The 21,498-nt window shown below is 65.3% G+C and carries 22 protein-coding genes and 1 tRNA gene; 13 read left to right on the forward strand and 10 right to left on the reverse strand.

The window, feature by feature from the left end; translation table 11 throughout:
* Positions 1–172: 172 nt before the first annotated feature.
* From EYF70_RS28285 to EYF70_RS28305, 5 genes are all read right to left on the reverse strand, one after another.
* Positions 173–913, reverse strand: a complete 741-nt coding sequence (locus EYF70_RS28285) for an MgtC/SapB family protein (protein WP_131148344.1) — start codon at positions 911–913, stop codon at positions 173–175.
* A gap of 1 nt (position 914) precedes the next feature.
* The gene (locus tag EYF70_RS28290) at positions 915–1,178 is read right to left on the reverse strand and encodes a hypothetical protein (protein ID WP_131148345.1); all 264 of its coding nucleotides are present in this window, start codon (positions 1,176–1,178) and stop codon (positions 915–917) included.
* Complete coding sequence (locus EYF70_RS28295; RefSeq protein ID WP_174800435.1) at positions 1,175–3,004, reverse strand: aminopeptidase P family protein; 1,830 nt, start codon at positions 3,002–3,004, stop codon at positions 1,175–1,177. The genes EYF70_RS28290 and EYF70_RS28295 overlap by 4 nt, the downstream gene beginning before the upstream one ends.
* A gap of 60 nt (positions 3,005–3,064) precedes the next feature.
* On the reverse strand, positions 3,065–4,081 hold the full coding sequence (locus tag EYF70_RS28300) for an alpha/beta fold hydrolase (RefSeq protein WP_131148346.1): 1,017 nt from the start codon (positions 4,079–4,081) through the stop codon (positions 3,065–3,067).
* 150 nt (positions 4,082–4,231) lie between these two features.
* A complete protein-coding gene (locus EYF70_RS28305) occupies positions 4,232–4,963 on the reverse strand; it encodes a Crp/Fnr family transcriptional regulator (RefSeq protein ID WP_371861690.1) in 732 nt (243 codons plus the stop codon).
* Between the two features lie 137 nt (positions 4,964–5,100).
* Between EYF70_RS28305 and EYF70_RS28310 the strand changes: the two genes are divergently transcribed.
* The 10 genes from EYF70_RS28310 to EYF70_RS28355 all read left to right on the forward strand — a co-directional run bounded on the left by EYF70_RS28310 (position 5,101) and on the right by EYF70_RS28355 (position 15,194).
* A complete protein-coding gene (locus EYF70_RS28310) occupies positions 5,101–7,047 on the forward strand; it encodes an AMP-binding protein (protein WP_131148347.1) in 1,947 nt (648 codons plus the stop codon).
* Positions 7,048–7,060: 13 nt separating this feature from the next.
* Complete coding sequence (locus EYF70_RS28315) at positions 7,061–7,912, forward strand: ABC transporter ATP-binding protein (protein ID WP_131148348.1); 852 nt, start codon at positions 7,061–7,063, stop codon at positions 7,910–7,912.
* Positions 7,908–8,804, forward strand: coding sequence for a branched-chain amino acid ABC transporter permease (locus tag EYF70_RS28320; protein ID WP_174800463.1), 897 nt, complete (start codon positions 7,908–7,910; stop codon positions 8,802–8,804). Before EYF70_RS28315 ends, EYF70_RS28320 begins: the two co-directional genes overlap by 5 nt.
* Position 8,805: 1 nt before the next feature.
* Positions 8,806–9,864, forward strand: coding sequence for a branched-chain amino acid ABC transporter permease (locus EYF70_RS28325; protein WP_131148350.1), 1,059 nt, complete (start codon positions 8,806–8,808; stop codon positions 9,862–9,864).
* A gap of 22 nt (positions 9,865–9,886) precedes the next feature.
* Positions 9,887–11,182 (forward strand): ABC transporter substrate-binding protein, encoded by a 1,296-nt coding sequence (locus EYF70_RS28330; RefSeq protein ID WP_131148351.1) that lies wholly within the window; start codon positions 9,887–9,889, stop codon positions 11,180–11,182.
* On the forward strand, positions 11,179–11,979 hold the full coding sequence (locus EYF70_RS28335; RefSeq protein ID WP_131148352.1) for an ABC transporter ATP-binding protein: 801 nt from the start codon (positions 11,179–11,181) through the stop codon (positions 11,977–11,979). The genes EYF70_RS28330 and EYF70_RS28335 overlap by 4 nt, the downstream gene beginning before the upstream one ends.
* Positions 11,976–12,332 (forward strand): MmcQ/YjbR family DNA-binding protein, encoded by a 357-nt coding sequence (locus EYF70_RS28340; protein WP_131148353.1) that lies wholly within the window; start codon positions 11,976–11,978, stop codon positions 12,330–12,332. Before EYF70_RS28335 ends, EYF70_RS28340 begins: the two co-directional genes overlap by 4 nt.
* Positions 12,329–13,597, forward strand: a complete 1,269-nt coding sequence (locus EYF70_RS28345) for a phenylacetate--CoA ligase family protein (protein WP_131148354.1) — start codon at positions 12,329–12,331, stop codon at positions 13,595–13,597. The genes EYF70_RS28340 and EYF70_RS28345 overlap by 4 nt, the downstream gene beginning before the upstream one ends.
* 221 nt (positions 13,598–13,818) lie before the next feature.
* Positions 13,819–14,391: a hypoxanthine-guanine phosphoribosyltransferase gene (locus EYF70_RS28350; RefSeq protein ID WP_131148355.1), complete on the forward strand. Its 573-nt coding sequence runs from the start codon at positions 13,819–13,821 to the stop codon at positions 14,389–14,391.
* Between the two features lie 104 nt (positions 14,392–14,495).
* The gene (locus EYF70_RS28355) at positions 14,496–15,194 is read left to right on the forward strand and encodes a hydrolase (RefSeq protein WP_131148356.1); all 699 of its coding nucleotides are present in this window, start codon (positions 14,496–14,498) and stop codon (positions 15,192–15,194) included.
* A 176-nt stretch (positions 15,195–15,370) separates the two neighbouring features.
* On the opposite strand, the gene EYF70_RS28360 is transcribed toward EYF70_RS28355, so the two are convergent.
* The 3 genes from EYF70_RS28360 to EYF70_RS28370 form a co-directional block, all read right to left on the reverse strand.
* Complete coding sequence (locus tag EYF70_RS28360; protein ID WP_131148357.1) at positions 15,371–16,324, reverse strand: NAD(P)H-dependent flavin oxidoreductase; 954 nt, start codon at positions 16,322–16,324, stop codon at positions 15,371–15,373.
* Between the two features lie 112 nt (positions 16,325–16,436).
* Positions 16,437–17,345 (reverse strand): MBL fold metallo-hydrolase, encoded by a 909-nt coding sequence (locus tag EYF70_RS28365; RefSeq protein WP_131148358.1) that lies wholly within the window; start codon positions 17,343–17,345, stop codon positions 16,437–16,439.
* Between the two features lie 24 nt (positions 17,346–17,369).
* Positions 17,370–17,573, reverse strand: coding sequence for a DUF1289 domain-containing protein (locus tag EYF70_RS28370; RefSeq protein WP_131148359.1), 204 nt, complete (start codon positions 17,571–17,573; stop codon positions 17,370–17,372).
* 276 nt (positions 17,574–17,849) lie between these two features.
* Between EYF70_RS28370 and EYF70_RS28375 the strand changes: the two genes are divergently transcribed.
* Positions 17,850–18,965 (forward strand): extracellular catalytic domain type 1 short-chain-length polyhydroxyalkanoate depolymerase, encoded by a 1,116-nt coding sequence (locus EYF70_RS28375; RefSeq protein ID WP_131148360.1) that lies wholly within the window; start codon positions 17,850–17,852, stop codon positions 18,963–18,965.
* Positions 18,966–19,005: 40 nt separating this feature from the next.
* Here EYF70_RS28375 and EYF70_RS31970 read toward each other — a convergent pair whose 3' ends face one another.
* Positions 19,006–19,401, reverse strand: a complete 396-nt coding sequence (locus tag EYF70_RS31970; protein ID WP_307722090.1) for a cysteine-rich CWC family protein — start codon at positions 19,399–19,401, stop codon at positions 19,006–19,008.
* Between EYF70_RS31970 and argB the strand changes: the two genes are divergently transcribed.
* Positions 19,400–20,326, forward strand: a complete 927-nt coding sequence (gene argB / locus EYF70_RS28385; protein ID WP_131148361.1) for an acetylglutamate kinase — start codon at positions 19,400–19,402, stop codon at positions 20,324–20,326. The two genes, EYF70_RS31970 and argB, sit on opposite strands and share 2 nt — an antisense overlap.
* A gap of 84 nt (positions 20,327–20,410) precedes the next feature.
* Positions 20,411–20,485 (forward strand) — tRNA-Thr (locus tag EYF70_RS28390).
* Positions 20,486–20,585: 100 nt separating this feature from the next.
* Here EYF70_RS28390 and EYF70_RS28395 read toward each other — a convergent pair.
* Positions 20,586–21,491 (reverse strand): TraB/GumN family protein, encoded by a 906-nt coding sequence (locus EYF70_RS28395; protein WP_131148362.1) that lies wholly within the window; start codon positions 21,489–21,491, stop codon positions 20,586–20,588.
* Positions 21,492–21,498 lie beyond the last annotated feature (7 nt).

Below are 21,498 nucleotides of genomic sequence, written 5' to 3' on the forward strand. Positions count from 1 at the left end.
TTTCAGAAAAATCGGAGCCTGTGACCGTTTTTGAATGCATTGGACGTGCATGCATGCACCCCAACAGCGAAGGGCTGGGGTCAGACCCGTCGGGTCTGACCCCGGAATTTGCACTTGGGGTGAGCTTACCCAAGCAGCATCTGGGTCTGCCCCCGGTCTCACGAAATTTTTTTCAGTTGCGGGCATGCGTGATCTGGAACCCTTCCACGCCTTCGTAGTGCGCCATCTCCTCCGCCAGCTTGCCAAGCGGGGCGCCGCTGCGCTTGCTGTGGGCCAGCGCAACGAAGCGCCACTCCATCCGCCCCCCTTGCAGCGCGATCATCAGCGAACCGCCGGCGATCTCGTAGCCGCGCTCGTTCGCCATCGCGCGCAGCCGTTCTTCCTGCGGTTCGTAGCCCGGCTTGAAGCGCAGCGTGATCGCGATCGCGTGCCGCGACGGCAACCACGCTTCGATCTTCGACAGGTAGATCATCACCACGGCCGACAGCAGCGACAGCCCCATCGCCGCCGCATAGAAGCCCACGCCGACCAGGATGCCGATCACCGACGATGCCCAGATCGATGCCGCCGTGGTCAGCCCGCTGATGTTGAATCCCTCGCGCATGATGACGCCGGCGCCCAGGAAGCCGATGCCGGTGACGATGCCCTGGATCACGCGGGTGGGATCGGTGCCCACCAGCGCGGTCATCTGGCCGCCGAACCAGTGCTCGGGATAGCCGCCGATCACCGTCAGCGCGGCCGATGCCATGCACACCAGTCCATAGGTGCGCATGCCGGCGGCGCGGCCATGGTACGAGCGCTCGTAGCCGACCAGCATGCCGAGCAGCAGCGCGCCCAGCAGGTTGAGGAAGATGACGCCGTTCGTCACCAGTTCGGCGGACGTCCAGTAGGCCCCCAGCAGGTCGCGCGTCATGTCAGGCCTTGGGCGGCTTCTTCACCAGCTGTTTTTCGAATTCGACATCGTTCTTGCTGATGCGCTTCGGCGTCTGCGGCCCCTGCGCATTGACGAAGGCGACGAATTCGTCGAGCTCCATCGGCGGGCACAGCGGCGGCTTGCCCGGCCCCTCGGTCAGGAAGAAGTGGCCGCTGCCGGTGATCGACATCGACCAGCCCGGATTGCCGCTGCGCTGCTTGAGCCGGTCGATCGCGTTGGATGCCCTGGTGGAACGGGAACTCATAGTGCCTTGGTCCTTTCATTGAGCCATGCGAGGGCGGCACCGCTCACCAGCGGTGCCAGGCGCTCGCGCACGGTGGCATGGTAATCGTTCAGCCACGCGATTTCGTCGTCGCGCAGCAGTGCGCGGTCGATGCAGCGCGTGTCGATCGGGCACAGCGTCAGCGTTTCAAAGCGCAGGAACTCGCCGAACTCGGTGGTGCCGTCGGCCCGGTTCAGCACCAGGTTTTCAATGCGGATGCCCCATTTGCCGGGCCGGTAGATGCCCGGTTCGATCGACGTGATCATGCCCGGTTCCATCGCCGTATGCGGCTCCGGCATCATCGAAGGCGTGATGGCATGCGGTCCTTCGTGCACGTTGAGGAAGAACCCCACGCCGTGGCCGGTGCCGTGGCCGAAGTCGATGCCGGCCGACCAGATCGGCGCACGCGCGATGGCATCGAGCAGCGGCGCCTTCGTGCCGCGCGGGAAACGGGTGGCGGACAATGCCATCATCCCCTTCAGCACCAGCGTGAAGTCGCGCCGGTGTTCGGCCGTGATGTCGCCCACCGGCACCACGCGCGCGATGTCGGTGGTGCCGCCGATGTACTGGCCGCCGGAATCGATCAGCAGCAGGCCATCGCCCTCGATGACGGCGCATTGCCCTTCGATGGCGCGGTAATGCATGATCGCGCCATTGGCCCGGAACCCGGCGATGGTGCCGAAACTGGGGCTGACGAAGCCCGGCCGGCGCGCCCGGGCAGCCGTGATGTGGCGGTCGATGTCCACTTCATCCAGCGGCGCTTCGTGGCGGCGTGCCAGCGCATCCTCCAGCCAGGCGAAGAATTCGCACAGCGCCGCGCCATCCTGCTCCATCGTGGCGCGCACGTGCGCGGCTTCCGCCTCGGTCTTGCGCGACTTGGCGAACGTGCTGGGGTTGATCGCTTCCACCACTTTCACGTGACCGGGCACCGCCTGCCGCGTGCCGTGCGTGATGCGGCGCGGGTCGAGCAGCAGCACGGTACCTGGCGGCAGTTCGGCCAGCGCGGCGGTGGCGCGCGCATACGGCGCGACGGTGATGCCGTCGGCCGTCAGCTTCGCCGCCAGCGATGGCTTGACCTTGCCGTCGTCCACGAACAGCGTGGCGTGGTCCAGCCCCACCAGCGCATGCGCGACGAAGACAGGGTTGAAGTTCACGTCCGATCCGCGCAGGTTGAACAGGTAGGCGATGTCGTCCAGCGTGGAAACCAGGTGGCGGTCGGCGCCCTGCTCGCGCATCGCCGCGTGCAGCGCGGCCAGTTTTTCCGTGCGCGGCGTGACGGCATACGGCGCTGCGTGCTCGTACACGGGATCGTGCGGCAAGCCGGGCCGGTCGCGCCACACCTCGTCGAGCAAGTCCGCATCGGTGCGCAGCGTGACGCCCTTCGCATCGAGCGCCGCCTGCAGGAGCCGGGCGATGGCCAGGCCCAGCACGGCGCCGTCGACCGCGACGACCTGCCCGGCGGCCATGGTGGCCGCCAGCCAGTTCACGTATTCCGTGCTGGCGCCGGACGAGATCTTCATCAGCGCGATGCCGGTGCCGGCCAGTTCGCTTTCAGCCTGCGTCCAGTAGCGGCCATCGGTCCACACGCCGGCGACATCCTGCGTGGCGATGAAGGTGCCGACCGATCCCGTGAAGCCGGACAGCCATTCGCGCCCTTTCCAGCGCGGCGGCAGGTACTCGGACAGGTGCGGATCGGACGACGGCACCACGACGGCATCGACGCCGTGGTGTCGCATGGCCTGGCGCAGCGCGGCCAGGCGGTCGGCGATGGTGGAATCAGCGATGGTGGAAGCAGCGATGGTGGACATGATGGGTATCGGTGGCACATGCGAAAGACACGTGGCCGAATGATACCGCGCAGCCGCTCATCAGTGCAGCACCCTCGGCTGCTCGTTGTCCACGTCCAGCGGATGCGTGGTCTGCTGGAAGTCCATGCGCGGGCGGCCCTCGGCGATATCGCGCACCGCGCGCACGATCTCGTCCTGCGCCACGTAATGCAGCATGTGGCCGGCGTCCTGCACCGTATGCAGCTGGCTTTGCAGCAGTTCGCGGTGCAGCCGCTCGGCATTGTGTTCGTGGTTGACCATCTTGTCGCCATCGCCGGAGAAGATCGTGACCGGCATCGTGATCTCGGGATAGCGATGGCGCAGGCTGGCGGCACCCGGAATCATCAGCACGGTCTCGGCACTGGCCGCACGCAGTTGCGAAGGCCGCAGCGACAGCCACTTGGGCCAGCGCTGGAAACTGTCGGCCACCGGCCGGGGGCTGAACATCTTCTTGACGAGGCCCGGCCACAGCAGGCGCGACAGCAGCGGCGACACCGTGAAGCGCATCACGTCGCCCACCACGGGGATCGCCGGACCGGACATCAGCACCGCATCCGCGCGCGGACTCGGGTAGTAATAGCCGCCCATCAGCACGAGGCCGCGCACGAGCGCGGGATTGTCGACCGCCATCGCCAGCGCCACCAGCGTGCCCCAGGAATGGCCCAGCACGATGGCCTGGTCGACCTGCAAGGTCTTCAGGGCCCCGGCCAGCAACGTGGCCTGCTCGGCCGGCGTCCAGATCGTGCTGCGTGGCCGGTCGCTGTAGCCGAAGCCCGGGCGGTCGAAGGCGATCACCGTATGGTCGCGCGCCAGCATGTCGATCAGGCCGGACAGTTCGAAATCCTGCGACGTGGCGCCATTGCCGTGCAACAGCACGACCACGGGGCCAGCGCCCCGCTGCAGGTAATGCAGCTTCACCCCGTCGACGGTCACGAACTGGCCGGCCGGGGGATTCTCCGCCTCGGCCTGTTTCGTCTTGGTCCGGACCACCATGTAGGCGGCCGCCAGGGCCCCTGCCACTGCCGCCCACCCTGCTTGTTTTCTGCTCAGCTGTAACATGAAAAGCTCCTGATTCACCGTGTCCGAGACAGGCTAAAGCAGGAAGGAGCTGCCATTTGTTAAGGCACTAACACAGAACGCGAATCGTTTACAACACGGCTGGGACACCAGCGGGTCAGCATGGCCGGGACCCCGCAGGCACAGTGGCGTTCAGGCATGCGCCTCGAAGCTCCTGAGCCCCTCCAGGTCGAGGATGCGGATGCCGCCGTAATCCACGCGCAACAGCCCTTCCCGCTCCAGCACCTGCAGGGCCTGGTTGGCCCGCTGGCGCGACGCGCCGGACAACAGCCCCACTTCTTCCTGCGAGATCTGCACCAGCCGCTGGCTGCCGGGATACAGGTGGGTGTTGAACAGCGAGGCCAGGCAGCGCGCCACCCGGGTATCGGGATCGAGCAGCCGCTCGTGTTCGACCATGCCGATGAACTGGCCCAGCCGTTCGTTCAGCTGCATCAGCAGGAAGCGCGTGAACGGCAGGCTGGTCTCCAGCAGCCAGTGGAAGGTGTCGGCTGGCATGCGGGCGATGCGGCTGTCGCGCAGCGCCATCGCATCGTACTTGCGGCGCTCGTCCTTGAGCAGCGAACCTTCGCCGAACCAGCCGCCGGGCGGCACGCCGGTAAAGGTGACGCTCTTGCCGGACGGCGAGAAATTGTTCATCTTCACCATGCCGGCAATGATGCCGATCCAGTTGTCGACCAGTTCCCCCTTGTGGCACACGAAGCCGCCTTTCGGCACGAAGACCTCGAACGTGGTGGCCTCCACGCGCGCCATCTGCTCGGGCGTCAGCGCCTGCGCCCACAGGGCGCCGCGCAGTGCTTCTTTCAGGCTGGGAATGTCCACGCTGTCCTTTATGCTGTATTCATGCTGTATTCGTGCCGTGTTCATGATGCGCCCCATATTGCAACGCACCATCGAAAGTGGCGGCGATTGTCTTTGAAACGACAACCGCCGGGCAGGCATCGCAGTTAATATCATTGCATAAAAAGCGCGTCTCGCACCCTGCATCCGAATGGGAGATACTGATGGACGCAATACCGGAGACATTCCCCCGCCTGCTGCTGGAACACGGGCGAACCCGGCCGCACAAGTGCGCCTACCGGGAAAAGTACCTGGGCATCTGGCAGGCCTGGACATGGGCCCAGGCGGGCGACGAAGTACGCGCCCTGGCCTGCGGCCTTGCCGCGCTTGGTTTCACGCGCGGCATGAACCTGGCCATCATCGGCGACAACCGGCCGCGCCTTTACTGGGCGATGCTGGCCGCGCAATGCCTGGGCGGCGTAGCCGTGCCGCTGTACCAGGATGCGCCGGCGGCGGACATGGCTTACGTGCTGGACAACGCCGAGATCCGCTATGCGATCGTGGAAGACCAGGAACAGGTCGACAAGCTGTTCGAGCTGAAGGCCGAATACGGCGGCATCGAGCACATCGCCTACGACGACGAGCGCGGCATGCGCCACTACCGCCAGCGCGAGCTGGTGTCCTTCGCGCGCCTGCAGGAAGCGGGCCGCGCGTGGGACCAGGCCAACCCGGGCGGTTTCGATGCCGCCGTGGAAGCGGGCCGCGGATCGGACAACGCGGTGATCCTGTACACCTCCGGCACCACCGGCAAGCCGAAGGGCGTTTGCCAGACGCATGCGGCACTGATCGCCGCCGGCGCCGGCGGCACCGGTTTCGAACGGCTGACCGACAGTGAAAACGTGCTGTCCTACCTGCCGATGGCGTGGGTCGGCGATTGCCTGTTTTCCTTTGCCCAGGCACTCGTGGCGGGCTTCACCGTGAATTGCCCGGAGTCGGCGGAAACGGTGACGATCGACCTGCGTGAAATCGGCCCCACCTATTATTTCGCCCCGCCGCGCATCTTCGAAGGCATGCTGACGCAGGTGATGATCCGCATGGAAGATGCGGGCACATTGAAACGCCGGATGTTCCATCATTTCATGGAAGTGGCGCGCCGCGTGGGCGCCGACATCCTCGACGGCCGCCCGGTCCCGGCGGCGGACCGGTTGCGCTACGCGCTGGGCGACCTGCTCGTGTACGGCCCGCTGAAAAACGTGCTGGGCCTGTCCAGGGTGCGGGTGGCATATACGGCCGGCGCCGCGATCGGCCCCGACCTGTTCCGCTTCTACCGCTCGATCGGCATCAACCTGAAGCAGTTCTACGGCTCCACCGAAACCTGCGCCTACATCTGCCTGCAGCCGGATGGCCAGATCAAGTTCGACAGCGTCGGCATGGCCGCGCCGGGCGTGGACGTGAAGCTGGCCGACAATGGCGAAGTGCTGGTCAAGTCGCCCACGCTGATGAGCTGCTACTTCAAGCGGCCCGATGCCACCATGGAGGCGATCGATCCACAAGGCTGGTTCCACACCGGCGATGCCGGCATCTTCGACGCGGACGGCCACCTGAAGATCATCGACCGCGCGGCGGACGTGGGGCGCCTGAACGGCGGCGCGATCTTCGCCCCGAACTATATCGAGAACAAGCTGAAGTTCTTCCCGTTCATCAAGGAAGCGGTCGCCTTCGGCCATGGGCGCGATACCGTATGCGCCTTCCTCAATATCGACATGGACGCGGTGGGCAACTGGGCCGAACGGCGCAACATCGCCTACTCCGGCTATGCCGACCTGGCCGCCCACCCGCAGGTGTATGCGTTGATGACGGAATGCGTGGAAAAGGTCAACGCCGACCTGGCCGCCGATGCGGCCATGAGCGCCACGCAGATCCACCGCTTCCTCGTGCTGCACAAGGAGCTCGACCCGGACGACGATGAACTGACCCGCACTCGCAAGGTGCGCCGCAAGTTCGTCGCCGAAAAATACCGCGTGCTCATCGAGGCGCTGTATGGGGGCCGCGCCTCGCAGTACATTGAAACGCAGGTGAAGTTCGAGGATGGCCGCAGCGGCATCGTGGCGGCCGACCTGCGCATTGCCGACAGCCGCGTGTTGCCGCCCGATGTGCGGCGCGCGGCGTAATGGAGAAGCACCGATGCTGATGAACGAACCCGACACGCTGTTCCAGCCCCGCCGGGACATCGGCCCCGTGATCCTGGACCTGCGCAATATCTCGCTGTCGTTCGGCGGCGTGAAGGCACTGACCGACATCTCGTTCGACGTGCGCCAGCACGAGATCCGCGCGATCATCGGCCCGAACGGCGCCGGCAAGAGCTCGATGCTGAACGTGATCAACGGCGTGTACCGGCCGCAGAAGGGGGAAATCGTGTTTCGCGGCCAGCACCGGCGCAACATGGATTGCCATGCGGCGGCAAAGTCGGGCATCGCGCGCACGTTCCAGAACATCGCACTGTTCAAGGGCATGACGGTGCTGGACAACGTGATGACCGGCCGTAACCTCAAGATGAAGTCGAATTTCCTGCTGCAGGCGCTGTACTGGGGCCCGGCGCGGCGCGAGGAAATCGCCCACCGCCGCAAGGCCGAGGAAATCATCGACTTCCTCGAGATCCAGCACATCCGCAAGACCCCCGTCGGCCGCCTGCCGTACGGCCTGCAGAAACGGGTCGAACTGGCCCGCGCGCTGGCCGCCGAACCGGAAATCCTGCTGCTGGACGAACCGATGGCCGGCATGAACGTGGAGGAAAAGCAGGACATGTGCCGCTTCATCCTCGACGTGAACGACCAGTTCGGCACGACGATCGTGCTGATCGAGCACGACATGGGGGTGGTGATGGATATCTCGGACCGGGTGGTGGTGCTCGATTACGGCCGCAAGATCGGCGATGGCACGCCGGACGAGGTGCGCGGCAATCCGGAAGTGATCAAGGCCTACCTTGGAACAGCGGCCGATGGTGCAGAGGGCGCGGAAGGCGGCCATGGACATTAATTTCTTCTTCGAGGTCCTGATCGGCGGCCTGCTGTCGGGCGTGATGTATGCGCTGGTGGCCATCGGTTTCGTGCTGATCTACAAAGCGTCCGGTGTCTTCAACTTCGCCCAGGGCGCGATGGTGTTCTTCGCCGCGCTGACCTGCGTGGGCCTGATGGACAAGTTCGGCATGTCGCTGTGGCTGGCCATCCCCTGCACGGCGGTGGCGATGATCCTCCTCGGCATCGCCATCGAGCGGGTGGTGCTGCGCCCGCTGGTGAACCAGCCGGAGATCACGCTGTTCATGGCCACCATCGGCCTGGCCTTTTTCCTCGAAGGCCTGGCGCAGCTGCTGTGGGGCTCGCAGGTACACCAGCTGCCGCTGCCGATCGAGGACGTGCCGCTGCAATCGCTGCTGGACCGCTTCAACATCGTGGTGTCGCAGTTCGACGTGATCGCCGCCATCATCTGCGGCGTGCTGGTTGCCGTGCTGGCGCTGCTGTTCGCGAAAACCAAGGTCGGCCGCGCCCTGCGCGCCGTGGCGGACGATCACCAGGCCGCCCTCGCCGTGGGCATCCCGCTGCAGCGCATCTGGGCGATCCTGTGGGCCGTGGCCGGCGTGGTGGCGCTGGTGGCGGGCTTGCTGTGGGGTGCGCGCAACGGCGTGCAGTTCGCCCTGACATTCATCGCCCTGAAGGCCCTGCCGGTGCTGATCCTGGGCGGCTTCACGTCGGTACCCGGTGCGATCGTCGGCGGCCTGATCATCGGTGCTTCCGAGAAGATGGCCGAGGTGTACATCGGCCCGCTGGTCGGCGGCGGCATCGAGGGCTGGTTCCCTTACGTGCTGGCGCTGCTGTTCCTGCTGGTGCGGCCGGAAGGGCTGTTCGGCGAAAAGATCATCCGGAGGATCTGACATGTTCTACCGCGAAGCCGGGCAATTCCGCACCACCTACGAAGCCGACGGCCAGCTGCTGCCGATACGGCAGGACCGCATCGCACTGATCGCCACGCTGGCCATCGCCGCGCTGGCGGTGCCGTTCCTTGCCTCCCCTTATATGCTGTCGGCGATCCTGATTCCCTTCCTGATCTTCGCGCTGGCCGCGCTGGGCCTGAACATCCTCACCGGCTATGCCGGCCAGCTGTCGCTGGGCACCGCCGCGTTCATGGCGGTCGGTGCGTTCGCGTCGTGGAATTTCGTGGCGCGCATCCCCGGCATCCCGATGCTGCTTGCCTTCGTGCTGGGCGGCCTGTGCGCGGCCCTCGTCGGCATCGCCTTCGGCCTGCCGTCGCTGCGCATCCGCGGGTTCTACCTTGCCGCCGCCACGCTGGCCACGCAATTCTTCGTGATCTGGTGCCTGACGAAGATTTCATGGCTGACCGGCGGCAGCGCTTCCGGCGTGATCACCGCGCAGCGCATCGAGATCATGGGCTACGTGTTCGACACGCCGCAGCGCAAGTACGTGCTGGTACTGCTGGTGGTGGCGCTGATGGCGCTGCTGGCCAAGAACCTGGTGCGCTCCAACGTGGGCCGCTCGTGGATGGCGGTGCGGGACATGGACATGGCGGCCGAGGTGATCGGCATCCGCCCGATGCGCACCAAACTGCTGGCGTTCGCCGTCAGCTCGTTCTATTGCGGCGTGGCCGGCGCGCTGTATGCGTTTGCCTACCTGGGCACGGTGGAGCCGGAAGCCTACAGCCTTGACCTGTCGTTCCGCATCCTGTTCATGATCATCATCGGCGGCGTGGGATCGATCCTCGGCTCGTTCCTGGGCGCGGCCTTCATCGTGCTGCTGCCGGTGTTCCTGAACATCGCCGCGCACGGCCTCGCGCTGCCCACCAGCGTGGCGTCGAACCTCGAACTGATGGTGTTCGGCGCATTGATCATCTTCTTCCTGATCGTGGAACCGCATGGCCTGGCGCGCCTGTGGCAGATCGGCAAGGAGAAGCTGCGCCTGTGGCCGTTCCCCCATTAAAAATAATCCAAAGGAGACCATCATGAAGCTGTTGCATTCGATCGTCGTCGGCGCAGTGCTCGCTGCCACCGTCGCACCTGCCTTCGCGCAGGAGCAGTTCGTGGCGCTGCCCTCCTACCGCGTCGGGCCGTACGCCTCGGGAGGCTCCGGCTTCTATGGCGGCATCATCGACTATTTTTCGCTCGTCAACGCGGCGGGCGGCGTCAACGGCGTCAAGATCGCCTGGCAGGAATGCGAGACGGAATACAACCCGTCGCGCGGCGTGGAATGCTACGAGCGCCTGAAAACCCAGCGCGGCGGCGCCACGCTGGTCGAGCCGCTGTCGACCAGCATCGCCTACGGCATCCTCGACCGCATCCCGCAGGACAAGATCCCGATGACGATGCTGGGCTACGGCCGCTCGGATGCGGCCAACGGCAAGGTATTCCCCTACGTATTCCCGCTCATTTCCAGCTACTGGAGCCAGGCCGCCGCGATGGTGAAATACCTGGCCGACAAGAACGGCGGCTCGCTGAAGGGCAAGAAGATCGTGCACCTGTACCACGACTCCGCGTTCGGCAAGGAACCCTTGCCGGTACTGGAAGCGCTGGCGAAACAGCAGGGCTTCGAACTGGTGAAGATCCCGGTGGCGCCGCCCGGCAGCGAGCAGCAGGCGCAATGGCTGCAGATCCGGCAGGCGCGGCCCGACCACGTGATCCTGTGGGGCTGGGGCGTGATGAATTCGGTGGCGATCAAGACCGCGCAGCGCAACGGCTTCCCGCGCGAGAAGATCCTCGGCGTGTGGTGGGCCGGCTCCGAGGAGGATACCGTGCCGTCCGGCGACGCCGCCAAGGGCTACACGGCGATGTCGTTCAACACCCCCGGCAATTACCCGGTGCTCGATGAAATCCGTACGAAGCTGTACAAGGCCGGCAAGGGCAACCTGTCCGACCAGGCCCGCATCGGTTCCGTGTACCACATGCGCGGCGTGACCGCCGGCATCCTGTTCGTCGAGGCGATGCGCACCGCGCAGGAAAAATTCGGCAAGGGCAAGCCCGTCACCGGCGAGCAGATGCGCTGGGGCCTGGAACACCTGAACATCGACGCGGCGCGGCAGAAGGCGGTGGGCGCGGCGAACATGTTCCCCACCGTGAAGACCAGCTGCGAAGACCACGAAGGTTCCGGTGCCGTGAAGGTGCAGCAATGGGATGGCAAGAAGTGGAACGCCATCACGCCGAACTGGATCGTGGGCGACCGCGCGCTGGTGAAGAAGCTGATCGACGAATCGTCGAACAAGTACGCGGCCGAGAAAAACCTGAAGCCGGCCTGCATGCCATGAGCACGCTGTCGGTCAACAATATCGAAGTCATCTACGACCATGTGATCCTGGTGCTGAAAGGCGTGTCGCTGGAAGTGCCGCAAGGTGCCATCGTGGCGCTGCTGGGCGCCAATGGCGCCGGCAAGTCCACCACGCTGAAGACCATTTCCACGCTGCTGCGCGGCGAACGGGGCGACGTGACGAAGGGCGAAGTGCGCTTCAACGGCGAGCGCGTGGACCAGCTGACGCCGAACGCGCTGGTCACGCGCGGCCTGGCGCAGGTGATGGAAGGCCGCCACTGCTTCGGCCACCTGACGATCGAGGAAAACCTGCTGACCGGCGCCTACACGCGCAAGCTGTCGCGTGCCGAGCTGCGCGAGGCGCTGGAGCGGGTCTATCACTACTTTCCCAGGCTGAAGGAGCGGCGCACCAGCCAGGCCGGCTACACCTCGGGCGGCGAGCAGCAGATGTGCGCGATCGGCCGGGCATTGATGGCCAAGCCGACCATGATCCTGCTGGACGAGCCATCGATGGGCATCGCGCCGCAGATCGTCGAGGAAATCTTCGGCATCGTGAAGGACCTCAACACGAACGAGGGCGTGTCCTTCCTGCTGGCCGAACAGAACACCATGGTGGCGCTGCGCTACGCGGACTTCGGCTACATCCTGGAAAACGGCCGCGTGGTGATGGAAGGCGATGCCGCGGAACTGGCGGCCAACGAGGACGTGAAGGAATTCTACCTGGGCGTGTCCGGCGCGGGCCGGCGCAGCTTCCGCGACCAGAAATTCTACAAGCGGCGCAAGCGGTGGCTGTCATGAACCTGAACAAGGCAAAGAAACTGTGTGCCGGGCTGCCCGGCGCCACGCAGGATGTGAAATGGGAATCGAGCCTGGTCTTCTCGGTGGGAGGCAAGATGTTTGCAGCCACGCACACCGATCCGAAGGCCGGCCGCATCAGTTTCAAGGTCGACGACGATGCCTTCCTGGCGCTGACGGACCGGCCAGGCTTCATCCCGGCGCCCTACCTGGCGCGGGCGAAATGGGTGCAGATCGACGACCTGAAAGCGGTATCGGACGAGGAAGCGGCCGCGCTGCTCAGGCGTGCGCACGAAATCATTTTCGGCAAGCTGACGAAAAAGCTGCAGAAGGACATCACGGAAGGCGGTCCATGAATACGCTCTTGTCCCGCGCCACGCTGGACGACCTTGAAATCCGCGATCCACAGGACCGCGAGCGCGACCTGATGCGGCGCTTGCCGGCGCTGCTGTCGCAGGCGCAGTCCGCTCCTGGCTGGGCGCGCATCCTGCACGGCGTGGAAGCCGACGCGATCGATCATCGCGCCGCGCTGGCGCAGTTGCCCGTCACGCGCAAGTCGCAGCTGAAGGACTTGCAGCGGCAGGACAGCCCGTTCGGCGGACTGACCAGCACCGCGCCGCGCGCGCTGTCGCGCATCTACATGTCGCCCGGGCCGATCTTCGATGCCGAGGGCCGCAGCGCCGACTGGTGGCGCTTCGCGCGGCCCATGTACGCGGCCGGCGTGCGCGCCGGCGGACTGCTGCAGAACTGCTTTTCCTACCACTTCACGCCGGCCGCGTTCATGGTCGAGAGCGGCGCCGCGCGGATCGGCTGCACCGTGATCCCGGCCGGCAGCGGCCAGACGGAATTGCAGGTGCAGTCCATCGCGGCACTGCGGCCCGATACGTATGTGGGCACGCCATCGTTCCTCAAGCTCATCCTCGAAAAGGCCGCGGAAACGGGGGCCGACGTATCGAGCCTGGCGCATGCCCTGGTGTCGGCCGAGGCGCTGCCCGAATCGCTGCGCAAGTGGTTCGCCGAGCACGGCGTTGCGCACGTGTGCCAGGCCTATGCTTCCGCCGATGCCGGCAGCATCGCGTACGAGACGCGCACCGCCGGCGTGCTCGATCCCGGCATGGTGCTGGACGAGGACGTGATCCTTGAAATCGTCCGGCCCGGCACCGGCGAACCGGTGCCGCCCGGCGAGGTGGGCGAAGTGGTGCTCACCGTGTTCAACCCGGACTATCCGCTGATCCGCTTCGCCACCGGCGACCTGTCCGCACTGCTCACCAACGCGGCACCGTCGCCATGCGGCCGCACCAATGCGCGCATCCGCGGCTGGCTGGGCCGCGCCGACCAGACCACCAAGGTGCGGGCCATGTTCGTGCATCCTTCGCAGGTACACGATATCGCGCGCCGCCATGGCGTGGCGAAAGCGCGGCTGGTGGTGACGGGCACGATCGCGAACGAGACGATGACCTTGCAGTGCGAAGTGGACGATCCGGCAAGCGCCGGCGATGGCGCGGCCATCGTGGCCACCCTGCGCGATGTGACGAAGCTGCGCGGCGAGATCCTGTTCGTGCAGCGTGGCAGCCTGCCCAACGACGGTAAAGTAATCGACGACCGGCGCGACTACAGTTGAGGTGAGTCGGCAGTGGCCGGCGGCCGCTGCCAGCCTGCAGCCGCTGCCCGGCGAACGCCCCCGCCGATCCTTTGTAAACACATTGCCAATACTCTGCCGGCGCCCGGCAGATACCCAGCCGATAAGCTGCCGATATCTTGCCAGTCCGGTTGAAACGGGACCGGACAAGCGCATCGTTATCGCGGATAATTGGCGCATTTTTCAACGCAACTTTCCACGTCATGCAAGAATTTCATCATCAACGGGCCCGTGCGCTGCTGGACAACGCCGAGGAAATCTTTACCGCCCAGCAGGTGTCCGACGCCGTGCGCCAGGTGGCCGACGACTTGAACGCGCGCTTCAACCAGCTCGAGGAATTTCCGCTCGTGCTCGGCGTGATGGGCGGTGCCGTCGTCTTCACCGGCAACCTGCTGCCACAGCTCACCTTCCCGCTCGAATTCGACTATATCCACGTGAGCCGCTACGGCGACGAAGACCGCGGCGGCGAAGTCGTGTGGAAGGTGGTGCCCCGCTCGAATGTCGAGGGCCGCACCGTGATCGTCGTCGACGACATCCTCGACGAAGGTGAAACGCTGGCGCACGTAAAGCAGCGCCTGCTGGACATGGGCGCCAGGGAAGTGGTCATCGTCGTGTTCGCGGACAAGGCGATCGGCAAGACCAAGCCCGTGAAACCCGACCTGGTCGGCCTGGTGATCCCGAACCGTTTCGTGGTCGGCTACGGCATGGATGCGTACAACTACTGGCGCAACCTGCCCGGCCTGTGGGCGCTCGACAACGCCGATTTGTCGAAGTGACACCCTTGATCGGGGCGGCAAGCTCTCCCACATAAGGCCAATGGGCACGGCGGGTTGTCTGGCATACCATTTTCGCCACTGACAACCCACCCGAGGTGCCCATCATGACGAATAACGCCAACAACCCGAAACTGGAAGTCCTGACGCCGCAGAACAGCCAGATCATCTTCATCGACCACCAGCCGCAGATGGCTTTCGGCGTGCAGTCGATCGACCGCCAGGTCCTGAAAAACAACACCGTCGGCCTGGCGAAAGCCGCCAAGGTGTTCAATATCCCGGCCACCATCACCACCGTTGAAACGCTGAGCTTCTCGGGCCACACCTATCCCGAACTGCTGGACGTGTTCCCCGGCCAGGACATCCTGGAACGTACCTCGATGAATTCGTGGGACGACCAGAAAGTACGCGACGCGCTGGCGAAGAACGGCCGCAAGAAAGTGGTCGTGGCGGGCCTGTGGACGGAAGTGTGCAACACCACGTTCGCCCTGTGCGCGATGCTGGAAGGCGACTACGAGATCTACATGGTGTCCGACGCTTCGGGCGGTACCTCGAAGGAAGCGCACGACATGGCCATGCAGCGCATGATCCAGGCCGGCGTGGTGCCGGTGACCTGGCAGCAGGTGCTGCTGGAATGGCAGCGCGACTGGGCGCACCGCGATTCGTACGATGCCGTGATGAAGATCGTCAAGGAACACTCGGGCGCGTACGGCATGGGCGTCGACTACGCCTACACGATGGTGCACAAGGCACCGCAGCGCACCACCTCGCAGCACGAAACGCTGGCGCCGGTGGCGGCGAAGTAAAGCAAAAGGGGCCGGTGGCCCGATGCTGTTAAGTTAAGCGTCATCCGGCACATTGGAAGCGCATGCGTTCACCCCAACAGCAAAGGGCTGGGGTCAGACCCGCCGGGTCTGACCCCGGAATTTGCACTTGGGGTGGACTAACTGAACGGCATTAGGCCGGCGGCCCCTTTTTTTGATTACAGCGCCAGCCGCTTGCGCGCCGCGTCGTACTCCGCCTTCAGCCGCGCCACCATCTCCGCGGTGGTCGGCACGTCTTCCATCAATCCCACGCCCTGCCCGGCGCCCCAGATGTCGCGCCATGCCTTGGCGGTACCGGAGCCGAAGCTCATCTTGGTCTTGTCCGATTCGGGCAGCGCTTCCGGATCGAGGCCGGCGGCCACGATCGATTTTTTCAGGTAATTGCCGTGCACGCCCGTGAACAGGTTCGTGTAGACGACATCGGCCGCCGACGATTCCACGATCGCCTCGCGGTACGCTTCCGTCACGTTCGATTCCCGGGTGGCCAGCCAGCGCGAACCGATGTACGCGAAATCGGCGCCCATCGCCTGCGCGGCCAGGATCGCATCGCCGGTGGCGATCGAGCCGGACAGCGCGATCGGACCATCGAAGAACTTGCGCACCTCGCCGACCAGCGCGAACGGCGACAGCGTGCCGGCATGGCCGCCGGCGCCGGCCGCCACCAGGATCAGGCCATCGACGCCCGCTTCCAGCGCTTTCTGCGCATGGCGGATCGAGATCACGTCGTGCAGCACGATGCCGCCATAGCTGTGGATCGCGTCGAGCATTTCCTTGGGCGGCGCGCGCAGCGACGAGATGATGATCGGCACCTGGTGCTTCACGCACACTTCCACATCGTGGGCGAGGCGGTCGTTCGACTGGTGCACGATCTGGTTGACGGCGATCGGGCCCACTTTCTTGTCCGGATTGGCCGCCTGGAACTCGGCCAGTTCGCGCTGCAGGTCGGTCAGCCACGTGTCGAGCAGCTCGGCCGGCCGGGCGTTGAGGGCCGGGAACGAACCGACGATGCCGGCCTTGCACTGCGCCGCCACCAGTTCGGGGCCACTGGCGATGAACATCGGCGATGCAATCACGGGAAGGGACAGGTTTTGCAGCACGGGAGGCAAGGCCATGGTCGACTCGCTGTTGATGAAGTTGATGGGATGGATCGAATCAAACGATTATAGACTTATAAAAGTACGATCGTGCGAATTCTAGACGTAACGCTCTACCACTGCTCGGCCGTTATACGTTCACCAGGTCGTCGCCCTCGACCTTCGCCGCCAGGCCCCGGACCAGCTGCTTGACGGCCCAGGCGGCGAGTTCTTCTTCCGACTTGTGCAAGTGCCGCTGGTTGGTTTCCACCACCAGCGGGATCGATGCCAGCAGCGCCTGCACGCCGGCCACGGGAATGCGCTGCCGCTCCAGCAGCAGGAATTTCAGCAGTACCTTCACCGCGTATTCGGCGTTGTGGGCCGGCTTCGACGACAGGAAATCGAGCCGCCGCCTCGCCCGCGCCAGCGATGCCTCCACGTCCTCGAACATGGCGCCATGGCCGGGAATCACGAGGCGCACGTCCAGCGATGCGATCAGGTCCAGTGTGGCGCCCGCCTCGGCGAAGCCCTCCTCGCCTTCCAGCTCGGGAAAGATCACGCCGAAGCCGTTCTGCCACAGCGCGTCCGCCGACACCAGGATCCTGTGCGCGGGGCAGTACCAGATCAGCGAATGCGCATGGTGGCCGGGTGCGCCCAGCACGTGCCATTCGAGGTCGCCCACCGCCAGCACGTCGCCGGGCCGGATCACGCCGTCGATCGTGAAGCGCGGGCATTGCTGGCCGGTGGCGCGGAACGTCAGCGCATCTTCGTCCCAGTGGCGCACCTTGGCTTCCTCGGCAGCCGGCACGAACGTATCGCAGCCGAAGTGCGCCTGCAGCAGCGCGTTGCCGCCGCAGTGGTCGGAATGCAGGTGCGTGGTGAACAGCCTGTCGAGCCGGCGGCCCGGCAGCGCGTGGCGTACCAGCTCGAGCGTTTGCGGCGCGTGCGTCACATAGCCGCTGTCGATCAGCGCCGTGTCATGGCGGCCGACCAGCAGCACGTTGTTGGCGGAGAGCCAGCCGCGTTCGAACACGCGGATGGAGTCGGGTAAGGTCATCATCGTTTTCCGGACAGCTGCCGGACGTCAGTCGAAATCGATCGTCTGCTCGCGCAAACGCAGCTGCGCCCACACGGCGCGCTTGTAGTCGTCGTCGGCACGCCCCCACGCCACGATCTCTTCGATCGTGCGCAGGCAGCCCTCGCAAAAGCCGGTGTCCCGGTTCATCTTGCACAGGCTGACGCAGGGCGACGGGACGGGCGTGACATGTTCCGGCAAAACAGTTTTCATGATGCGGTAGCGTTCTGGCGAGGCTGTATTCTAGCCGATACAGTGCGGCACCCCGGATTGGCGAATTTGGCTATACTGGACCAAAAAAGGCCCGTGGACCGCACGGAGCGCAGAGGAGACGCAGCACGGCGCGCAACGATTGGTATTCGATCCCGATGATTCGATCCCGATGATTCGATCTCGATGAATCGATCCCGATGAATCGATCTCGATGAATACTTCGCCCGCACGGCTGGCCCGTTACCAACCTACGCCTCCACAGCCCCGGGGAACAGCATGAACGAAGGTCATCATTGGCTCAAGCAGATGCGAAAGACGGTCAGGCTGCTGTTCGGCAGCAGCCTGGCCGGATCGTCCAGGGCGGCACACACGCCGCCGTCCCGTAACCAGTCCACTACATCGCCCACTACAGCGCCGCCCACCGCGGCCCAGTCCACAAAGGCGCACGCCGCGTCCACCCGTGCCACCTCCGGGCGGCCCGGGATCGACTTGCCCGACGCGGTCTTCGATACACCGACCGCCCCCGCAAGGCTGCCGCCGGGAGCCCACTTCATGAGCGGCATTTATGCCAACGAGGCGGGCAGCCGTTCCTACAAGCTGTATGTTCCGTCCTGCTGGAAAGGCCAGGCCTTGCCACTGGTGGTGATGCTGCACGGCTGTGCGCAGGACCCGGACGATTTCGCCGCCGGCACGCGAATGAACGCGGTGGCCGAGGAGCGGCGCTGCTTCGTCGTGTATCCGGCGCAGTCGGGGGATGCGAACAGTTCGCGCTGCTGGAACTGGTTCAGTGCACTCGACCAGAAGCACGGCCAGGGCGAGCCGTCGATCATCGCCGGCATCGCGCGCGACATCATCAATACCTATCCGGTCGCACCGGGCCAGGTGTACGTTGCCGGCATGTCCGCCGGCGGCGCGATGGCCGTCATCGTCGGCACCCTGTATCCGGAACTGTTCGCCGCCGTGGGCGTGCATTCGGGGCTGCCGTTCGCGGCGGCGCGCGACCTGCCGTCGGCACTGTCGGCGATGAAGCGCGGCGCCAGTGCCCGCGCGGTGAAAAGCGCCGGCCTGCCGATCATCGTGTTCCACGGCGACCAGGATACGACCGTCCATCCCGCCAACGGCGAGGAGCTGATGGCGCAGGGCTTGCGCAGCCACCCACTGGGGACGAAGGCGCTGCCGTCGCGCCTGGCCGGGCGCGTGCCGGACGGCCATGCATACACCCGCACCAAGCACTGGCTGCACGACGGGTCGCCGCTGGCCGAGCACTGGGTGATCCACGGTGCCGGCCATGCCTGGTCGGGAGGCAGCCCGGCCGGCAGCTATACCGACGGCAAGGGGCCGGACGCGAGCCGCGAAATGATGCGCTTCTTCGCGACGGTGCGCGGTGGCTGAGCGCCCGACAAGCCGGGCCGCGTTATCGCCGCATTGCTTTTTACCGCCGCAGCGCCGCGATATGCGCCTTCAGGCAGTCCGGGCACCAGCAGCCCACGGCCGCCGTGGCGGTTTGCCCTTCCTTTGCCCCTTCCTGTCGCGGAACCGGAACGACGGGCGGCAGATGCGTGCACCAGCACGGCGCCTCATCGCCGCCGGCCTCGCTACTGGCCTGGTTATCCGCCATCGCGCAGTGAAAAGTGGCGCCGCAGCGCTCGCAGGTGCTCATCGTGCCGAGGCTAATCGATCGTATCGGGAATGACAACTTATTTGATGCGGATTTGGCTCTATAATGCGCGTCAAAATCTTCGTTGCCGGCCGTTACAGGCCGGTGGCATGCGGCCTTCCTGACCGCTTCGCTGTAAAATCGTTCCACACTCTTTACCGGACCCGCCATGAGCCAACTGTCGAATTTGAACCTGGATGTGCCAGCCGATGACCTCGCCGCCGTTTCCCCGGCAATCAAGGCGCAGATCCTCGCGGAGGCGCTGCCCTACATCCGCAATTTTCATGGCAAGACCATCGTCATCAAATACGGCGGCAACGCCATGACCGATGAGCGCCTGAAGCATGGCTTCGCGCGCGACGTGATCCTGCTGAAACTGGTCGGCATGAACCCGGTGGTGGTGCACGGCGGCGGCCCGCAGATCGACAATGCGCTGAGGAAGATCGGCAAGCAGGGCACGTTCGTGCAGGGTATGCGCATCACCGACGAGGAAACGATGGAAGTGGTCGAGTGGGTGCTCGGCGGCGAAGTCCAGCAGGACATCGTCATGCTGATCAACCACTACGGCGGCCAGGCCGTGGGCCTGACCGGCAAGGACGGCGGCCTGATCCGCGCACGCAAGATGGCCATGCCGGACAAGGAAAACCCCGGCCAGTACCTGGACATCGGCTTCGTCGGCGAGATCGACGCGATCAACCCGGCCGTCGTCAAGGCGCTGCAGGACGATGCGTTCATCCCCATCATCTCGCCGATCGGTTTCGGCCAGGATGGCCAGGCCTACAACATCAATGCCGATGTCGTGGCGGGCAAGATCGCCGAGATCCTGAAGGCTGAAAAGCTGATCATGATGACCAATATCGCCGGCGTGCAGGACAAGAACGGCAATCTGGTCACCGACCTGTCGGCCCGCGAGATCGACGAGATGTTCGCCGACGGCACGATCTCCGGCGGCATGCTGCCGAAGATCTCGTCCGCCCTCGACGCCGCCAAGTCGGGCGTCAACACGGTGCACATCATCGATGGCCGCATCGAGCACAGCCTGCTGCTGGAAGTGTTGACCGAACAGGCATTTGGCACTATGATCCGGTCTCACTAAAAAAAACGGGCGGTACAGCCGCCCTTTTTTTGCAGCGAAACGCCAGTATCGGTCGTCCAGATGCTGTGCACGTGCGGTAAAGATGCCCTTTTAGCTCAGTGGTAGAGCACTCCCTTGGTAAGGGAGAGGCCACGTGTTCAATCCACGTAAAGGGCACCACTTTTGGCACCATTCCCTGTCATTCTCCCGCAGTCCTGTCGTTCCCTCCGCAGTCCTGTCGTTCCCTCCGCAGTTCTTGTCGCTCCCCCGCTCTTCCCCGTCAGTACACCCGCTCCACCCGCAAGCCCTGCCGCCGCAGCAGTTCCGGCACGCTGTTCCTGCCGACCAGGTGCAGTACCCCGATCGCGACCACGCTCTGCTTTTCGCGCGCCAGCAGTTTCACGATGCCGTCCGCCAGCAGCGGATTGCGCTCGTCCAGCAGCACGCGGCTGACGAAGCGGCCGGAGAACGTATCGTCCGTGGCGGTCTTGGCGGCGATGCGGTCCAGCGCGGCCTGGTCGGCCGTGGCCCACGCGGTGGCGATGGCGCGCGCGTCGCTGGCCTGTTCCCTGCCATCGATCGCATCGATCGTCTCCTGCAGGAACAGCGCCTGGTCGCCCGTGGTCATGCGTCCGAACAGGGCCATCTGCGCCTGCACCGATTCCAGTTCGACGATCTTCTGCTTGCGGGCCCGCGCACCCTGCGACAGCCATATCTCCACGGCCAGGTCGGTCTGGTAACCCTGCCGTTCGAATTCGCGCACCGTCAGCAGGCTGGCCAGCATCCACGGCTTCATCGGCGCCACCGAGGCGGGCGGCACGTCGTACTGGCGCAACAGGCGCTCCAGGCGGGGCCGGTATGCGGCGGGCAGGTCGGCCGATGCCGGACCGCGGCCGGACGGGTACATGCCATATTCGCGCACCGCGCGGGCGATGGCGTCCTGGCTGCCCAGCGGATCGACTTCCAGCGCCAGCACGGCGGCGTTTTCCAGCGCCGCGGTGATCTTCGGTTCGAGCGGATAGAAGCTCTTCGTGCCCACGTGGATGGTGCCGAACAGCCATGCGACGTGGCCCGGGCTGCCCTGCGCCGCTTCGACGCGGAACAGCGCGCCCCGGTTCTGAACCGCATCCGCCGCCATCGCCCGCGACGCCAGGCCCGTGGTAAACACGAACAGGCAACAAAACATCACTATA

Origin of the sequence: Pseudoduganella albidiflava (genome assembly GCF_004322755.1) — a bacterium.
GTDB classification, from domain to species: Bacteria; Pseudomonadota; Gammaproteobacteria; order Burkholderiales; family Burkholderiaceae_D; genus Rugamonas; species Rugamonas albidiflava.

What these genes read in the sequence shown, in the direction of transcription:
- EYF70_RS28285 (WP_131148344.1), bottom strand. Translation starts at nt 913, where the DNA reads ATGACGCGCGACCTGCTGGGGGCCTACTGGACGTCCGCCGAACTGGTG.
- EYF70_RS28290 (WP_131148345.1), bottom strand. Translation starts at nt 1,178, where the DNA reads ATGAGTTCCCGTTCCACCAGGGCATCCAACGCGATCGACCGGCTCAAG.
- EYF70_RS28295 (WP_174800435.1), bottom strand. Translation starts at nt 3,004, where the DNA reads ATGTCCACCATCGCTGCTTCCACCATCGCTGATTCCACCATCGCCGAC.
- EYF70_RS28300 (WP_131148346.1), bottom strand. Translation starts at nt 4,081, where the DNA reads ATGTTACAGCTGAGCAGAAAACAAGCAGGGTGGGCGGCAGTGGCAGGG.
- EYF70_RS28305 (WP_371861690.1), bottom strand. Translation starts at nt 4,963, where the DNA reads ATGAACACGGCACGAATACAGCATGAATACAGCATAAAGGACAGCGTG.
- EYF70_RS28310 (WP_131148347.1), top strand. Translation starts at nt 5,101, where the DNA reads ATGGACGCAATACCGGAGACATTCCCCCGCCTGCTGCTGGAACACGGG.
- EYF70_RS28315 (WP_131148348.1), top strand. Translation starts at nt 7,061, where the DNA reads ATGCTGATGAACGAACCCGACACGCTGTTCCAGCCCCGCCGGGACATC.
- EYF70_RS28325 (WP_131148350.1), top strand. Translation starts at nt 8,806, where the DNA reads ATGTTCTACCGCGAAGCCGGGCAATTCCGCACCACCTACGAAGCCGAC.
- EYF70_RS28330 (WP_131148351.1), top strand. Translation starts at nt 9,887, where the DNA reads ATGAAGCTGTTGCATTCGATCGTCGTCGGCGCAGTGCTCGCTGCCACC.
- EYF70_RS28335 (WP_131148352.1), top strand. Translation starts at nt 11,179, where the DNA reads ATGAGCACGCTGTCGGTCAACAATATCGAAGTCATCTACGACCATGTG.
- EYF70_RS28340 (WP_131148353.1), top strand. Translation starts at nt 11,976, where the DNA reads ATGAACCTGAACAAGGCAAAGAAACTGTGTGCCGGGCTGCCCGGCGCC.
- EYF70_RS28345 (WP_131148354.1), top strand. Translation starts at nt 12,329, where the DNA reads ATGAATACGCTCTTGTCCCGCGCCACGCTGGACGACCTTGAAATCCGC.
- EYF70_RS28350 (WP_131148355.1), top strand. Translation starts at nt 13,819, where the DNA reads ATGCAAGAATTTCATCATCAACGGGCCCGTGCGCTGCTGGACAACGCC.
- EYF70_RS28355 (WP_131148356.1), top strand. Translation starts at nt 14,496, where the DNA reads ATGACGAATAACGCCAACAACCCGAAACTGGAAGTCCTGACGCCGCAG.
- EYF70_RS28360 (WP_131148357.1), bottom strand. Translation starts at nt 16,324, where the DNA reads ATGGCCTTGCCTCCCGTGCTGCAAAACCTGTCCCTTCCCGTGATTGCA.
- EYF70_RS28365 (WP_131148358.1), bottom strand. Translation starts at nt 17,345, where the DNA reads ATGATGACCTTACCCGACTCCATCCGCGTGTTCGAACGCGGCTGGCTC.
- EYF70_RS28370 (WP_131148359.1), bottom strand. Translation starts at nt 17,573, where the DNA reads ATGAAAACTGTTTTGCCGGAACATGTCACGCCCGTCCCGTCGCCCTGC.
- EYF70_RS28375 (WP_131148360.1), top strand. Translation starts at nt 17,850, where the DNA reads ATGAACGAAGGTCATCATTGGCTCAAGCAGATGCGAAAGACGGTCAGG.
- argB (WP_131148361.1), top strand. Translation starts at nt 19,400, where the DNA reads ATGAGCCAACTGTCGAATTTGAACCTGGATGTGCCAGCCGATGACCTC.
- EYF70_RS31970 (WP_307722090.1), bottom strand. Translation starts at nt 19,401, where the DNA reads ATGGCGGGTCCGGTAAAGAGTGTGGAACGATTTTACAGCGAAGCGGTC.
- EYF70_RS28395 (WP_131148362.1), bottom strand. Translation starts at nt 21,491, where the DNA reads ATGTTTTGTTGCCTGTTCGTGTTTACCACGGGCCTGGCGTCGCGGGCG.